This window comes from Psychrobacter sp. KFRI-CH2-11 (assembly GCF_038239325.1).
GTDB classification, from domain to species: domain Bacteria; phylum Pseudomonadota; class Gammaproteobacteria; order Pseudomonadales; family Moraxellaceae; genus Psychrobacter; species Psychrobacter celer.
Genome location: NZ_CP151283.1, coordinates 2,500,074 through 2,516,639, shown reverse-complemented (window position 1 = coordinate 2,516,639; position 16,566 = coordinate 2,500,074). Strand labels below are relative to the sequence as shown.

At 44.3% G+C, this 16,566-nt stretch carries 14 protein-coding genes; 10 read left to right on the top strand and 4 right to left on the bottom strand.

What is annotated here, in order from left to right; translation table 11 throughout:
- Positions 1-217: 217 nt before the first annotated feature.
- Entirely contained in the window at positions 218-850 is a 633-nt protein-coding gene (locus AADH33_RS10460; RefSeq protein ID WP_075102585.1) for a fasciclin domain-containing protein, read from the top strand.
- 181 nt (positions 851-1,031) lie between these two features.
- On the opposite strand, the gene AADH33_RS10455 is transcribed toward AADH33_RS10460, so the two are convergent.
- Positions 1,032-2,591, bottom strand: coding sequence for an alanine/glycine:cation symporter family protein (locus AADH33_RS10455; protein ID WP_075102560.1), 1,560 nt, complete (start codon positions 2,589-2,591; stop codon positions 1,032-1,034).
- 1,063 nt (positions 2,592-3,654) lie between these two features.
- Between AADH33_RS10455 and AADH33_RS10450 the strand changes: the two genes are divergently transcribed.
- The 4 genes from AADH33_RS10450 (at position 3,655) to AADH33_RS10435 (ending at position 7,416) form a co-directional block, all read left to right on the top strand.
- A complete protein-coding gene (locus AADH33_RS10450) occupies positions 3,655-4,287 on the top strand; it encodes a LemA family protein (protein ID WP_075102559.1) in 633 nt (210 codons plus the stop codon).
- Positions 4,288-4,443: 156 nt separating this feature from the next.
- Entirely contained in the window at positions 4,444-5,607 is a 1,164-nt protein-coding gene (locus AADH33_RS10445) for a TPM domain-containing protein (RefSeq protein ID WP_075102558.1), read from the top strand.
- A 55-nt stretch (positions 5,608-5,662) separates the two neighbouring features.
- Positions 5,663-6,187, top strand: coding sequence for a TPM domain-containing protein (locus AADH33_RS10440; protein WP_075102557.1), 525 nt, complete (start codon positions 5,663-5,665; stop codon positions 6,185-6,187).
- Between the two features lie 230 nt (positions 6,188-6,417).
- Complete coding sequence (locus AADH33_RS10435; RefSeq protein WP_075102247.1) at positions 6,418-7,416, top strand: adenosine deaminase; 999 nt, start codon at positions 6,418-6,420, stop codon at positions 7,414-7,416.
- 120 nt (positions 7,417-7,536) lie between these two features.
- Here AADH33_RS10435 and AADH33_RS10430 read toward each other — a convergent pair whose 3' ends face one another.
- Positions 7,537-8,373, bottom strand: a complete 837-nt coding sequence (locus tag AADH33_RS10430; RefSeq protein ID WP_075102248.1) for an SIR2 family NAD-dependent protein deacylase — start codon at positions 8,371-8,373, stop codon at positions 7,537-7,539.
- Between the two features lie 35 nt (positions 8,374-8,408).
- Between AADH33_RS10430 and AADH33_RS10425 the strand changes: the two genes are divergently transcribed.
- Positions 8,409-8,771 (top strand): hypothetical protein, encoded by a 363-nt coding sequence (locus AADH33_RS10425; RefSeq protein ID WP_075102249.1) that lies wholly within the window; start codon positions 8,409-8,411, stop codon positions 8,769-8,771.
- 907 nt (positions 8,772-9,678) lie between these two features.
- Positions 9,679-10,071 carry a hypothetical protein gene (locus AADH33_RS10420; RefSeq protein WP_348548829.1) on the top strand — a complete coding sequence of 131 codons (393 nt, stop codon included), beginning with the start codon at positions 9,679-9,681 and terminating at the stop codon, positions 10,069-10,071.
- Positions 10,072-10,459: 388 nt separating this feature from the next.
- On the opposite strand, the gene AADH33_RS10415 is transcribed toward AADH33_RS10420, so the two are convergent.
- Both AADH33_RS10415 and AADH33_RS10410 read right to left on the bottom strand, forming a co-directional pair.
- Positions 10,460-11,005: an ImmA/IrrE family metallo-endopeptidase gene (locus AADH33_RS10415; RefSeq protein ID WP_348548828.1), complete on the bottom strand. Its 546-nt coding sequence runs from the start codon at positions 11,003-11,005 to the stop codon at positions 10,460-10,462.
- Between the two features lie 21 nt (positions 11,006-11,026).
- Positions 11,027-11,374, bottom strand: coding sequence for a helix-turn-helix domain-containing protein (locus tag AADH33_RS10410; RefSeq protein WP_348548827.1), 348 nt, complete (start codon positions 11,372-11,374; stop codon positions 11,027-11,029).
- Positions 11,375-11,556: 182 nt separating this feature from the next.
- On the opposite strand from AADH33_RS10410, the gene rhuM reads away from it, so the two are divergent.
- From rhuM to AADH33_RS10395, 3 genes are all read left to right on the top strand, one after another.
- On the top strand, positions 11,557-12,594 hold the full coding sequence (gene rhuM, locus AADH33_RS10405) for a RhuM family protein (RefSeq protein ID WP_348548826.1): 1,038 nt from the start codon (positions 11,557-11,559) through the stop codon (positions 12,592-12,594).
- Between the two features lie 242 nt (positions 12,595-12,836).
- Positions 12,837-15,224, top strand: a complete 2,388-nt coding sequence (locus AADH33_RS10400; RefSeq protein ID WP_348548825.1) for a type I restriction-modification system subunit M — start codon at positions 12,837-12,839, stop codon at positions 15,222-15,224.
- A complete protein-coding gene (locus tag AADH33_RS10395; protein WP_348548824.1) occupies positions 15,221-16,531 on the top strand; it encodes a restriction endonuclease subunit S in 1,311 nt (436 codons plus the stop codon). The genes AADH33_RS10400 and AADH33_RS10395 overlap by 4 nt, the downstream gene beginning before the upstream one ends.
- The last annotated feature ends 35 nt before the right edge of the window (positions 16,532-16,566 follow it).

The window sequence follows — 16,566 nt, the reverse complement described above, 5'->3', positions numbered from 1 at the left end:
CATCACGACCATGTGCGCTGTGCTTATACGCGACAAACGCTATCAGCGCAGTGATGGTCTGGACTCTCGCATCCCGCTCAATACTATTATTCAGCTTGTACTTATCCAGTTTTTATTGAGACTGCTTTTAATAAAACTGCTATTTATAAAGCTACTATTTATAAAGTTGCTATTAATCAAACAACCAAAATTCTATCCGTTAAATAAAGGAAGCATCATGTTAAAAAGGAATCTATTATCTATCGCTGTCGTTACCGCCGCAGTATCACTGGCTGCTTGTAATGATACTGAAACTGTGACCGAGCCGGTGGTCGAGCCTGACACCACCACAGAAACAACAGAAACCATGAGCGAGCCTGTAGAGATGACAGAGCCAATGGCTAATACTGAGCCGATGGCCGAAACGGACGCTATGGGTGAGACTGCCGCGACGCAAACCATCGGAGAGATGGCTGCCAGCAATGAAAACCTGACAGTTTTGACCGCAGCGCTGCAAGCGGCTGGGCTCGACTCCATGCTAATGGCTGAGGATAAGTACACCGTATTTGCACCGACAGATGAGGCGTTTGGAGCGTTGCTGACCAAGCTAGGCATCACAAAAGAAGAGCTACTGGCGGATCAAGAAACACTCAAAAGTGTACTGCCATACCATGTGGTTCCAACGGTCGTAAAAGCCGCTGATATTCCGTATGGTACAGACATTGAAACCGCCAATGGTGCGACGATTTCTATCAGTGATGCCAATGTTATCACTGATGAAAATGGCAATACGGCCAATATCGTCGGCACGGATATGATGGCGACTAATGGGGTCGTACATGTGATTGATACCGTTTTATTGCCCAAGTAATCGCAGCGTTATGTCATTTTTAAGAGTATTAACGGCGGCTTTTTAAGTAGCTGTTAGCTCTTTTAGCCTAGAGCATTTTTATGGATAAGTATTAAAGATAATGCAGCCAAATAACGGCTAAAAAAACCCGAGACACTGGTCTCGGGTTTTTTTATTGTTAAGACTCAATACAATCGAGCGATTATTTAGGCTCTTTATGTAATGGGTCCGCATTCACTCTTTGTTGCTCTTTTAGATGACGCTCCTCCCAGTAGGTAGCGTTTTTGATGCCAAATTTCTTAGGATCAAAGGTAAACCTGTTAGAAGTAGTACCGCCGCCTGCTTTGAGCTGGGCTTCATAATCTCGCAAAATATCGATAGCAGGACGTGCCACAAAGAAGATGACGATGATACCAACGATGTTGAGCCATGCCATAAGACCAACGCCAACATCGCCGAGACCCCAGATGTAGCCTGAGCTGTTGAGCGCGCCGTAAGCTACCATAAACATGATAACGAGCTTCACGATAAACTGACCTGTCTTACTCGCGCCTTTACCCATTGAGCGGGTCAGGTATGAGATATTGACTTCCGCGATATAGTAGTACGCCAAGATAGTGGTGAAGGCAAAGAAGAATACCGCGACAGCAATAAAGGTGTCACCAAAGTTGCCGTAGACAGACTCCATCGCCATTTGGGTGAATGATGGAGAGTTGATCTCAACATCAGCGGCGACGTTTTGGACGATAAACTGTCCTTCAGCCAGCTCGCCTTGGATGTTGTACATGCCAGTTGATAAGATCATAAAAGCAGTGGCAGAACAAACAAGCAAGGTATCTACATAGACTGAAAACGCTTGTACCAAACCTTGCTGAGCTGGGTGATCGACCGCAGCGGCAGAGGCGGCGTGAGGACCTGTACCTTGACCTGCTTCGTTTGAGTAAATACCACGTTTTACGCCCCAACCAATGGCAGCACCAAAGCCTGCTTGAGCAGTAAAGGCATCCCCAATGATTGCGCCAAATACTTGCGGGATCATGCTGAAATTGGTAAACATGATAAGTAGAGCTAGGATAATGTAGCCTAGCGCCATAAATGGTACCGCATACTCAGTAAAGGTTGCGATACGCTTGATACCACCAAAGATGATAAAGCCTAAAACCACCAAAATGATAGCAAGAGCGATCAGACGTGTGGTACCCGTCTCTATGCCAGCTAGGGTCATCGCCGAGCCTTCACCTGCGACCTGCGCGACAGCGTTGATGACGCCGTTTGCCTGTACGCCAGGTAAGAACACACCACAAGCGACGATAGAGGCTATGGCGAATAAGATACCATACCATTTTTGGCCAAGGGCACGCTCGAAGTAATATGCAGGGCCACCGCGATATTCGCCAGTAACGACGTCGCGCTCTTTATAGATTTGACCCAAAGTCGATTCGACATACGCGGTAGATGCGCCCAAGAACGCCACGATCCACATCCAAAATACTGCACCTGGGCCACCAAAGCCGATCGCGGCTGCAACCCCCGCGATGTTACCCATACCGACGCGGCCTGCGAGCGAGACGGCAAGTGCCTGGAATGATGAGATACCATCATTGTCTGGCTTGCCTTTAAACAACAGTCGGAGCATCTCCCCAAATAGACGAACTTGCACAAAGCGCGTCATAATGGAATAAAATAGACCTGCGCCCAAGCATAAATAGACCAGCGCTGGGCTCCAAATAATTCCATTTGCTAAACTGACTAAACCTTCCATATTATGTATTCCTAGTACTGTCTCAAAGTGGCGCTGTATGCTAGGCGTAAACTAACTGGTTAACTTACTTATTCAAGTTAAGCAGTTAAATTATCAGCATCGACTTACCTGTGCTAGCGCAGTCTCATACGTTGTGTCACCACTAAGAATGGACTGTAGTTGTCTGTATTTGTCCGTAGGGCTGATCAGCAAAGCATTCTACTGCTCGCCGCTATCTGTATCATATCAGTCACGGCTACGATTTATTGCTGTCTGAGCATAAGGCACGGTATAAATGACCAAGCGCTCAGATACGTTATAAGTAGACCCACAAACAAAACAGGCGGTTATATAATTAAATAGCCATCAAACTGATAGCAGGGCTTGCTATGAGCAGCACGGTGCGATGACAGGGTATTGGATCAATAACAAACAAATCTGTTTAGTAAGTATTACGCAGTTTGTCAACGTTTTCATCAAGCTATCGATGGGCTGCTAATACTAATTAAACCATATGTCCACTACCAAATGTATTCAAACCGTACGGCTACGTAACTGCAATTTGCCATATTTTTCTATTAATTACTAGAATTTTCTTTATATATAAGCGTATATATTCATATTTAAGAAGGCTGTTTTCTCAAGGGTGGCAAGGAAACAGACCTATGTTTATGCCTGTCCTGGCAGAAGCTTTTTGTTAAAAAACGATACAGGCGTCTGCTGACCGGCGACATCGCGGTTGTGTTTTGGTAACGATGAATTGTAAAAGCACTACGATAGCGCCATTATTACTACCATATCGTATAAGCTATAATGATAAAAACAGACGCGAAATCGACGTAAACAGGTCGCGCAAAAAATGCAAAAAGAGAAAGATAAATAAGCGGCTTGCGCTTGTGACTGTTTGGGTTTTTGACTATGGAGTCCGTCTATTAAATTATAAGGCCTACCTATATAAGCATAAGTTATAAACCAATTCAGGTTATGGGCAGAGGCAAGTGACAAACAAGGTCGGCGTATATCAGCACGACCGACAAAAAGATTATACATAAGTTGCGATATATTTATTATTAGGAGAGAAATGATGACACGTAAATCTATGGTAAAACCCATGCTGATAGCAGCGGTACTTGCGACGTCTAGTGCCGGCCTCAGCGGCTGCGGCTATAATAATTTGCAAGCGCAAGATGAGCAGGTGACCGCATCGTGGTCAGAGGTGGTCAACCAGTATCAGCGCCGCGCAGATTTGGTGCCAAACTTGGTCAAGGTGGTACAGCAGTATGCTGAGCAAGAGCAAGAGGTGTTTACTCAAGTGGCCGAAGCGCGTGCGCGTGCTGGCAGCATTACCGTCACGCCAGAGGTGCTAAACGACCCAGAAGCGATGGAGCGTTACGCCGCCGCTCAAGAGCAGATGACAGGGGCGCTGTCGCGTTTGATGGCAGTGTCTGAGCGCTATCCTGAGCTCAAGTCAGATGCGTTGTTTCAAGATTTACAAGCGCAGCTAGAAGGCACAGAAAACCGTATCGCCGTCGCGCGCAACCGTTATATCCAAGAAGTGCAGGGCTATAACACCACCGTGCGTCAGTTCCCGACCAATATCACTGCCAAAGTATTTGGAATGGATACTAAGCCAAACTTTAGCGTGACCGACGAAGAGGCCATTTCGACTGCGCCAAGCGTCGATTTTGGTGACTCGGCGAACACGAGCGCTGAGTAGCTTCTAAGTCGCCATAAAATAAAGCGGTGTTGGCCGCTTTATTTGTTTTAGGGGTTGTGGCACTGGTGTTTATGACCCAGACTTTTATGAGCTTAAATTTTAGTGTTTTATAATTTTATAATAAGTACAGCGGTCACTTAAGGTGGTATAGATTAGATGAATCATTCAAAAGCAATCTTATCAGTATTACTATTTACACTGAGTCTGGGCGGTGCACCGATGCTGCACGCCGCGCCCAACGACGCTGCTGATAATGCGGTCGCTGTAGATAATGGCTCAAACGTGCAGAGCCGCAGTGTCGAAGAATTGGTGGCAATTGCCAAAGCAGACGAATCCAATGAAGCCATTAATGAGGCAGTATTGGGGAATGAGGCGATCAACGAAACCATTCTTAGCAATGACAATCAAGATAGCAATGACGCCATCAATTCTAATGCAGCGCAAACGACTGCTGCGCCGATACAATCAAGCGCCAAAAGCGTCGATGCTGACAAACTGATCCTAAATTCGCCTGTGGTGGATCAAGCCAATATCTTAAATCCGCAAGAAAAACAGCGCTTAGAGGCGCAGCTTAAGAGCATCTATCAGCAAGGTTTGGCGCAGGCGGCGGTTGTGATTGTACCGACGACCAACGGGCTGCCGATATTTGACTATGCGTTACAAGTGGCAGAAAAATGGCAGCTGGGCGACCAAGATATCGATGATGGTCTGCTGATGGTTGTCGCGGTCAATGACCGTAATATGTATGTTTTGACCGGTTATGGGCTTGAGGGCGTGTTGCCTGATGCTGCGGTCAATCGCATCATTCGAGAAGACATCACCCCTTTGTTTAAACAAAACAATTATGGTGCTGGTATATTGGCAGGGGTAGACGCGCTAAAGACACGCCTGAGCGCTGATCCTGAGGTGTTGGCGCGTGCCGATGCCCAAGCGGCAGAGCGTAGTGCGCAGCAGGGAGATGACGAGGTACCATCGCCGATCTTTTTGTTTATCATGGCGATGATTTTCGGTGGTTTTATCACCAACATATTTGGCCGTGTGTTTGGCTCTATCCTGACAGCTGGCGGCTTTTTTGCAGGTTCACTGGCGCTGGGTGGCGGATTTTTTATGACCGTCATTATGGCGATATTTTTGTGGATGTTCCTTATCTCACGTGGCTCAGGCGGCGGTGGTGGCCGCGGCGGCGGCGGTGGCATGATTTTCTTACCGGGCATGGGCGGCGGTAGTGGCGGCAGCTTCGGTGGTGGTGGTTTTGGTGGCGGCGGCTTCGGCGGCGGCGGTGGTGGCTTTGGCGGCGGTGGTGCCGGTGGCTCTTGGTAGCCTGATACAATGAAAAAACAATCGTGAGCAACGACGTATTTGAGGAAGTAATATAATGGCAGAAAACAATACTGCACATCCCAGCTTTGCCCGCTGGTGGCGCCAAGTCTTGTTTGTGCCTTTGATGCACAGCAAATGGCTGACAGCGGCTGCCAAAGCGCGCTTGACAGCAAAAGTAACCAGCGCGGAGCGTGGTCATCGCGGCGAGGTGTTTTTGATTATCGAAAACCACCTTCCTATTCAGCAGGCTTATCATATGGGCTGCCGTGAGCGCGCCATTGATTTGTTTAGTGAGTACCGTGTTTGGGATACTGAAGAAAACACAGGCGTGCTGGTCTATGTCAATATCTGTGAGCACAGTTTAGAGATTGTGGCAGATCGCGGCATCAGCGCCCATGTCAGCCCGACAGTGTGGCGCGCCATGTGTGACAAAGCTGTTGCTGGTATTGCTAACCAAAAAACAGAAGAAAGCTTGCTTGAGCTATTAGATGAAGTGGGGCAAGTGCTGCGGCAGTATTATCATCTCGAGCATGACCCTGCGGGCAACGAGCTGTCTGATACAGTGGTGTATTTGAAGTAAGCTTGCTAGTCTTTACTTGCTGGTGTTTAAAGAAAGCCTGCTCAATGCTTTTACTAAGCATTTTTACTAAATGTTTTCACTTAGGAGCTTTCACTTAGCAGGCTTTTGTTAAATTCTTAAAGCGCTGTGCTGCTCACTTATTCACCTGTAGGGTTTTGTCTATAGGGTTTTTGCGTCAATTCAAATATAATATCGTCTGTCCTAAGACAAACCGCCCTTACTGAGATATTATGATTGAATTAATAAAAAAACTGCCAAAAGCTGAGCTACATTTGCACATCGAAGGCTCGCTCGAGCCTGAGTTGATGTTTCGATTGGCGCAAAAAAACGACATCCAAATACCTTATAAAGACATAGACGACGTCCGCCGCGCCTATAACTTTACCAACCTACAAACCTTTTTAGATATCTATTATGCTGGTGCCAACGTCCTTATCACCCAGCAGGATTTTTATGATTTGACGTGGGCCTATATCCTAAAGTGCGTCGAAGACAACGTCATTCATACCGAGATATTTTTTGACCCGCAGACCCATACCGAAAGAGGTGTTGAGTTTGCAACCATTATTAATGGTATCAAATCAGCGCTGGCAGATGCCAAGGCTGAGTACGGTATCAGCTCTTGTATCATCATGTGTTTTTTACGGCATTTGTCGCAAGATGCAGCATTTGAAACTTTAGAGGCTGCCATGGCATTCAAAGATGATATCGTCGGAGTGGGCCTTGACTCATCCGAGCTGGGCAACCCGCCGTCTAAGTTTACAGAAGTATTTAGACAGGCCAAAGCCGCTGGCTTCAAAGTGGTCGCCCATGCTGGCGAAGAGGCAGATTTTTCTTATATTTATGAGGCGTTAGACGTTTTACGCAGTGACAGGATCGATCACGGCGTGCAGGCGATACATAGCGAGGCACTGATGCAGCGCCTAAAAGAGGAGCAAATGCCGCTGACCGTTTGCCCGAATTCCAATATCGAGCTTAAGGTGTTTGAGAGCTATCAAAACCATAATATAAAAACGCTGTTAGACTATGGGCTAAATGTCAGCGTTAACTCTGACGACCCTGCGTATTTTAAAGGTTATATCAATCAAAACTTTATCAATCTGGTAGAAAACTTGCCGCTGACAGAAGACGATATCGTCACTTTGGTAAAAAACTCCTTTAGAGCGTCATTTATAGACGATGATCTAAAACAAGCGTATTTGGCACGAGTGGATCTTGCGCTGCAATAAGCACGGCTCACGATGTCAAAAAAGGGGGAGCGCTTTATATAATGCGCTCCCCCTTTTCATTGCGCGACTTGATAGCGACGTATCCGATTTATTTGGACTCGACCATATCATTGGCCGCACTTATAAATCAGTAATCGCTTCTATCAGCGGCGGCAGTATCACGCCTGCTTTTTCTGCAAACGTGATATCGACGATGGTGTTTGGCGTGGGATTGGGGTTTATCTCAATAACTTGCGCGCCGTTTTGTTTGGCTAACTGTGCCAATCCCGCAGCAGGATAGACGAGGCTTGAGGTACCGATACTGATAAACACCTCGCAATTAGCCGCAGCTTCTTCGGCAGTCTGCCACGCCTGTACAGGTAGCGCTTCGCCAAACCAAACAATATCTGGTCTGATATAACCACCGCAATGCGGACAGGTGAGCAAGGTGTTGTCAAAGCTCATATCGAGACGCGTATTAACGCTCATAGTGTTTTGCATAATGTCTTGATGGTCGGATGGGGCGCTTGATTGCTCCTGATAGGGCGCATTACACTGACCACAACGGTTGCGCCACAGATGTCCATGTAGGTGAGTCACCGAGCTACCCGCTTGTTCATGCAAGTCATCGACATTTTGGGTGATGAGTGTCACTGTTTGATCGGAGGTTTGCGCGTGATACTGCCACTGAGCCAATGCATGATGCGCAGGGTTTGGCGCTTTATCAGCCACCAACTGCCTGCGCCACTGATACCATGACCATACTAGCTTTGGATCACGAGTGAATGCTTCAGGAGTGGCCAAGTCTTCGACACCGTAGTTTTCCCATAACCCTGTTTGCTTATCTCGAAACGTTGGGATGCCGCTTTCTGCAGAAATACCAGCCCCAGTCAAAATGCAAATACGTGATTTCGATTTCAACAGTTGTGCTGCACGCTCTACTTCTGCTATGAGTGCGGGTGTTAATTCTGCTAACATGAGCCAACCCTTATTAATGATGGATATGTTTTCTTATGATAGACGGAATGTGGTGGCTTGTCATACTCTTCACTGTGATTGCCGCCTTGTGGTTATTGGCAAAATCACGTGGCGCAAAGACGGACGCAGGGCGCAGTGGTAAGCAATCAAACCAGCTGCCTTCTAATGACGCGCTACAAAAAACCTCAGTGCTGTTTAAGCAGTTTTTTCCTGATTATCAAGTCACGCGTAAAGCCAAGCATTTGCTCATCCGTAAACACAATAAAAAAGTGGCGATGATTACCATTGATAAAACACTGGCAGCCGGTCAGCGCCGTTTGGGCGATATTCCTGTGATCAATTATCACCGCGTGCCCAGCCGCGCCCAGCTTGCTACTCATTTGCAAGAGGCAGAGTAGGCGGCGCTTGTATCAGTGGATAAAGAGCAAGTAGGTATTTTAAAAGAAAGTTTTTTAGAGCTGGCCGTTTAACAAGTTGACCGTTTAACAGAGGCGGCTTAAATAGTTACGTGACGAATAACAAGCGAGAGGCTGCGAGTACATTTAACAACACTTGATAAAAGCTACTAGGTCATGATAAATAATATCAAAAGATTTGAAGTGTTGAGATTAAAGGACTTTAGAAGTATGAGGTAATGCTAAGGAAGGATGAAATATAGTGATTGGTGCGCTCGGCGGGAGTCAATCATATCGCTGCAAGTCTTTTTACGAGTAGCTTAAAGATATTATTGGAATATATTTAACAACAAATTTAACAACATTTTTCTATCGCTAACTAAAGCATACGAATTTTTAAATATCTTGAATATAAAAAAAGAAGCCTTGGCAGCTCTAGGGGATACTAACACAAACGAAATGTTTAATGCGTTCTCCGTATCTAGCCAATACCAAGGCTCCTTAAATAGACTTTATCAAATTGGTAGGATAAAGGCCAATTACTAGTCTGGTTTCTCCAGTTATATAACAAATCTCACATTCAGACTTGCCGAGTAATGTCGAATACCCTTATGATGGTCATATTTTGTCTAGGATGAGGTATTACCTCATCGCTGACATACAATCTATTGTGCCGCTTAGAGTGTGTACTAGTAGAAGAGACCAAAGCAAGCGTCGTTGCTGAGAGCCAACTTATCGCTGAGATAGGTTTGCCTGAGGAAGCGCAAGAGAAATTCTTTATAAGTGCCAGCAAGCGATCCTTTTGCAATATCTCGCCGATGGATCTTAGCAAGGTGGTTAATTGTGAAAAAGCGAAATAAGCGCTCAAGTGTGATAGTACTAGATTAAATCGAGTCAGGGACGGCGTACCATGCGAAACAATTTGTCCAGGTGGTTAATTGGTGCCGCTGCAGTATTTATAGTCGCTTGCACTCCCGCCCAAGACAATAGTGACAAGTTTGTCTCGGGTCATACTGTGGTGCACGAGGTTTTCTGGGGTGCTGATCATGATAATCCTTACCCTTTCACCACATCAGGCGAGATATCGTGTGTCTATTACCCTGATTTTGGTATTGAAGTGTATTTTGAGCCTGCAGGCTATATTGACGAGTCCTCTATCGGTACACCGCTTAATAAAGCCGCTGCCGATGCTCTGAAGCGTGATGGTATGAAACCGAATGTGCCGTACAGTATCAAGGAAGGCGCTGATTTGAGCGAAGCTGTAGAGGTTGGGTTGAGGGTATGTGATGAGCTGGTGAGATAGGTTTGAGGATGATTAAATAGAAAAGCCTCCTTACGGAGACTCTTATTTTAAATTAATAAAAAAATTGTGCTATTAGCGTTATGGTCCGCTGCTAGGTACTAAAAAACACCATGCTTCATAACCATACTCGTGAGCATCTAGCTGTTTGCCTGAATTACCGCGTACTTTACGGAAGCGACAACACACCCACCTCATACCCTTAGGGGCAGGTTTACTGTTTATTTTACGTTTGGCCATTAGATAATCCTCTTGGCAATTTACGACCAAGGATTGTTTAAGGCCTTAATAACTGATAAAATATAATTTCTCAGGTTATATCTAAGCAGTAATCAAGGCTTCTGCACCGTCTTGGTCACTCAGTGCAAAACTGATTTAAGTGTAATTTAAATTAGTTCTTACTCGCTTCTTTAAGTCTAAAACTTGCGCATTGACGACTAACTTGAAATTTTTGCATAATTTCATCTTCCGTTAATCCTTTGCATTGACTTACTGGGGCGAGTAGCTCTGCAGCAAAACAGTTAGCTTGCCACTCTGAATCTTCATATATCTTGTGTCCCTTCGCATTACTTCTGGCTAAAGCAACACCTTCATGCAACATAAAATGCCCAAATTCATGGGCAATAGTAAATCTCGCTCTAAAATCTCCTTCATGTAGAGCATCATACACATCTTGTCTTATAAACATTTTCATACTATCTGGTGCCATTGCTGCTTCTGTATCGCCCATGATATTTCTGCCTAAAGGGAAGAACTCAAATTCTTTCTCAGTTAATCTCGGTAGGTCTAGCTCGAGTGCTTTTAAAATATCAACACAATCAGCAGCTCCTGTTTTGCATACTTTTCTCCTAAATGCCCCAGCTAGCCCTGCAATTGAACCTTTACTTCGAGGCTTAACCTTAATACCCGTATTATGCTTTTGTATGAAATCCAACATATTAAATCCTCTAATAGTCTGCTAACTGTTCAAAAAATCTTCAAGCTTTTTCAAATCAAAACTTTTATTATCCATTCGTCTTGCGAACATTAACGCCAACTCAGTTTCATAAATATCACTCCCTTTAATAACTACGTCTGGCTCTAATTTACTAGCAAGCTTTGTAAGCTCTGTACCTTCTTGCTCTGAAAGCTGTAAAGTGTCAATAATGCCGTTAAGTAAGTGTGCATTGACTGGTTTTCTGCCTGTTTCTATAGCAGATAAATAAGGAGAAGATACACCGATAGAATCTGCCATTGTTTTCAACATAACCTCGTGATCAATACGAAGTTTTCTAAGTTTTTTACCGAAATCAGTAACTGTTGCCATTGTGTGCTCCTTGATGTACTAACTATTTGGTACTGCATTAAACGTATTTTTATTAGTATCATTAAATAGGATATTATCCTATAGGATAGCTTAAGTCAATATAAAAAATATTTTTTGTATTTAATAATTAATTACCTCATACTTATAGTACATTTTACTGTAATTATAACTTGAGGCTTTTCATGTCTAATTTATTACCTTATCAAATCTCTGAAGATGAAAGCGTAGATCTATCATTCATAGACGATACTATTTGGATCACACAGAAAGGGATGGCAATGCTATTTGACTGCTCTACAGATAATATAGCTTTACATCTTAAGAATATATTTAAAGATAATGAGCTTGACCAAAAAGCAGTTACCGAGGAATACTCGGTAACTGCTTTAGATGGGAAAAATTATATTACTAAGCATTACAATCTTGATGCCATCATCGCTGTTGGCTACCGTGTCAACTCGAAAAAAGCAACACAGTTCCGTAAGTGGGCTACCCAAGTTCTACATACTTACATTCAAGATGGCTATGTTGTAAATGAAGCACTTTTACGTGGTGACCCAGAGAAGCTAAATGAGCTTGCTGCAAAAATTCGAGAGCTTCGTGCTGACGAGAAAAACGTATTCGCCCAAGTTCGTGAATGTTTCAAAATATCAGCGTCAGATTATGAGCCAAGCTCACAAGAAGTCCGCACCTTTTATTCTCTGCTCCAAGACAAGTTTCATCATGCTATTACTAAAATGACCTCATCTAAGTTAATCATGGATCGTGCAAGCTATAAAGAAGATAACATGGGCTTGGTCAGTTTTAAGGATTTATGGCCCAGCAAGCAAGAAGCCCAAACAGGCAAAAACTATCTAACAGAGAATGAGCTTTATCGCATGTACTTGTTGTCAGAGCAGTTTTTGCTGTTCGCTGAATCATCAGCGCTCATGGGCAAGAATTTAACAATGAAAGACTTGCATGAACAATTGAACAAGCTGTTAGACTTAAACGGCTACCCAGTATTCAATGGATATACAGATTATATTAAAGATCATGCTATGCGCCACGTTGAGACTGAATACAACAGATTTAGAGACATTAAGAAGTTGCACATGCTAGGCATTGATGTTGACTTGGTGGAATACGAATTAGGTGCTTATAAAAGCTATCAAGAAGAAATTGATGCTATTACCACGCAGCAACTCAATAAATACTACCGCATATTAGCCGCCTCATAAAAACTTTTAAACAACCTAGAACCCAGCTTACTCCATCATCCAACCCGCTATGAAGCGGGTTTTTATTAGTGAGTTTTATACCATTAAACTCATTCTTTCATCCCTATAATGCACATTCAGACTTGCCGAGTAATGTCGAATACCCTTATGATGGTTATATTTTGTCTAGGATGGGTATCGCCTCATCACTGACACACGACCTACATCTTATATCCCTGCTCAACAAACAATAAGACGAACCCATGACCAAAAACTTCTCTCAAACAGCGGCTTTCATCTGGTCTGTCGCTGACCTATTACGTGGTGATTTCAAGCAATCACAGTATGGCCGCATCATCCTGCCATTTACACTACTACGCCGCCTAGAGTGCGTACTAGAAGAGACCAAAGCCGCTGTCGTTGCAGAAAACCAGCGTATCGCTGATATGGGTCTGCCAGAGGAGGCGCAAGAGAAGTTCTTGATACGTGCCAGCAAGCGACCGTTCTACAATACCTCGCCGATGGACTTAAGCAAGATGGGTCAAAGCGATATTAAGGATAACCTAAACACTTACGTGCAATCCTTCTCTAAAGATGCGCGTGAGATATTTGAGCACTTTAAATTTGAAGAGTTTGTCGGTCAATTGGCTGATGCCAACCTGCTATATAAAGTGGTGCGGATGTTTGCCACTACGGATCTTAGCCCTGAGGCGATCTCTAACCATGAAATGGGCTTTGTGTTTGAAGAGCTGATTCGCCGCTTTGCTGAAAGTTCTAACGAGACCGCAGGGGAGCATTTTACCCCGCGTGATATCGTTCGTCTGACAACCTCACTGGTATTTATGGAAGATGATGACGCGCTGACCAAAGACGGTATCATTCGCACCATATATGACCCGACAGCAGGGACGGGCGGCTTCCTGTCATCAGGTATGGAATACGTGCTAGAGCTAAACCCTGACGCGGTCATGCGTACCTATGGACAAGAGCTAAACCCTGAGTCTTATGCCATCTGTAAAGCTGATATGCTGATCAAAGGGCAAGAGGTGAATAACATTAAGCTGGGCAATACCTTATCCAGTGATCAGCTGGCAGGTGAGCAGTTTGATTATATGCTGTCGAATCCGCCGTTTGGGGTGGACTGGAAAAAGATATCAGGTGAGATTAAGGACGAGCACGAGCAAAAAGGTTTTGACGGTCGCTTTGGCGCGGGCTTGCCGCGGGTGTCTGATGGTTCGCTATTGTTCCTGATGCACTTATTAAGCAAGATGCGTCCGATCGTTAGTAACGAGCAGAGTGATGAGCAATCGACAGCCAATAGCAATCAGGGCAGCCGTATCGGTATCATCTTAAATGGCTCGCCATTGTTTACAGGCGGTGCAGGAAGTGGCGAGAGTGAGATCCGTCGTTATATCCTTGAGGCTGATTTATTAGAAGCCATCATCGCTCTGCCTACCGATATGTTCTATAACACGGGTATCGCGACCTATGTCTGGGTATTAAGCAATAAAAAAGCAGCCGCGCGCCGTGGCAAGGTGCAATTGATCGACGGCAGTAACCTATACAGCAAGATGCGTAAATCACTTGGCTCAAAGCGTAATGAGATGTCTGATGACGATATCAAAACCATTATCAAAAGCTTTGGTGACTTTGAAGTGGTCGATGCGCGTGTGCTAGATAAGCCTGAAGAGGTGAAGTCGAACCGTGGCCGCCAGTCTGCCAATCCTAAAGCGGAACCTGCTAAGACCTTTGCCAGTAAGATATTTGCCACTCATGAGTTTGGCTATCGCCGTATCACCATTGAGCGGCCGCTACGTCTGTCTGCCCAGCTGTCTGATGACGCTATCGAGAGCTTACGCTATGCACCAAAACCGTTCGATATGGTCATGCCAGCGTTATATGAGGCATTTGGTGGTCATTGGACGACTGACAGCGACAGTAATGGTAGTGATAAAAGCTACGGCGACTTATCAGCGGTCACGACTGAGGCGCGTGCGATGATTAAGGCGGACTTCTCTGAGCTAAAAGAAAAGCAAATCAAAGACGTGCTTGATGCCAAGCTCTGGCAAGATCAGCTTGAGATCATGAATAAAGCCAAAGCCTTGCAAGCAGCTATTGGTGAAAACCAGTTCGATGATTTTAATGAGTTTGAAAAAGTGTTTAAGCAAGCATTAAAAGACGCTGATGTGAATTTGGACGCTAAAGAAAAGAAACAGCTGATGGATGCTATCACATGGAAAAACCCTGAGGCAGAACCCGTCATCAAAAAAGCGGTCAAGGCTGAAAGTCCGCTCTATGGTGCATTTAGCTATAAACCCGCCAATTCGAACAAGTCAGCCAAAATAGTCGAGTTCCAAACAGATAGCGATCTACGTGATTATGAAAACGTACCACTTAATCCTGAAGTGACGACTACTGAGCTGATTGAGAGTTACTTTGCACGTGAGGTACAGTCGCATGTGCCTGATGCGTGGATAAATCCTGATAAGACAGATGCTATCGATGAAGAGATTGGCATCGTGGGCTTTGAGATACCGTTTAACCGTCACTTCTATGTGTATGAGCCACCGCGCCCGCTAGCTGAGATTGATGCGGACTTGGATGCAGTTAGTAGCGAGATTATGCAGTTATTGAGTGAGGTGCATTCATGATAAACAAATTGCCTAGATACTCAAGCTATACAGATACAGATATAGATTGGATTGAGAAGTACCCAAGTCACTGGCAACTTATCCCTTGTCGGGCTGTGGTAGATCATATTGTCGAAAAAAACGAAGGTGGAAAAATACAGAATTATCTTTCTTTAATGGCTAACGTTGGTGTTATTCGTTACGAAGATAAGGGAGATATCGGTAATAAGAAGCCTGAGGATCTTTCTAAATGTAAGATCGTGAAAAAGGGTCAGTTAGTTATTAATAGCATGAACTATTCAATTGGTTCTTACGGTATGTCCCCCTACAATGGTGTGTGCAGCTCCGTTTATATAATCTTAGAGCCAAAGAAGAATTTACTTAACAGGTATGGTTTACGTGTATTTGAAAACTCTGCTTTTCAGAAGCATCTAGCTACATTTGGCAATGGAATACTAGCTCATAGAGCTGCTATAGGTTGGGATGATATCAAAGGTGAGTATATTCCTTTAGCTCCAAAAGATGAGCAAGAAAAAATACTACAATTTCTTGACCACGAAACCAACCAAATCGATACCCTAATCGAAAAACAGCAAACCCTTATCCAACTGTTAAAAGAAAAGCGCCAAGCCGTTATTAGTCATGCCGTGACCAAAGGCTTAAACCCTGATGCGCCGATGAAAGATTCGGGCGTTGAGTGGCTTGGGGAAGTGCCTGAGCATTGGATAGTAACTAAATTCAGTCATTGTGCTCAAATAAGAAACGGGTTGGTTGACCCTAAAGCTCCTGATTTTAAAAAATTAGTTTTATATGCACCAAATCATATTGAAAAAGGTACAGGTAAGATTGTCTATAAAGAGACAGCCGAAGAACAAGGCGCAGATAGTAGCAAGTATCTTTGTTATAAGGGAGAGGTGATCTATAGCAAGATACGACCTGCATTAGCAAAGGTAGCTATTTGCGAAGAAGAAACCGCGTTGTGTAGTGCCGATATGTACCCGATAAATGCAGTAAATGGATTAGATAATCGTTTTTTATACTTTTTCATGTTGTCTGACAACTTTACAAAAGCAGCAATTTTAGATTCTGACAGAGTTGCAATGCCTAAGATAAATAGAGAATCTCTAAGTGATTATAGATTGCCTGTGCCCCCAGTTATTGAACAGATGGCAATATGCAAATTTATAGCCAATCAAAACACTAAACTTGAAGAGCTGGAATCTAAAGCAACTAAAGCCATCCAACTGATGCAAGAACGCCGCACCGCTTTAATATCTGCTGCTGTTACGGGTAAGATTGATGTGCGGGGCTGGCGAGCGCCTGAGTAGCTGTAAATAGAGATTAAGCGCATATTGCGTTTGAT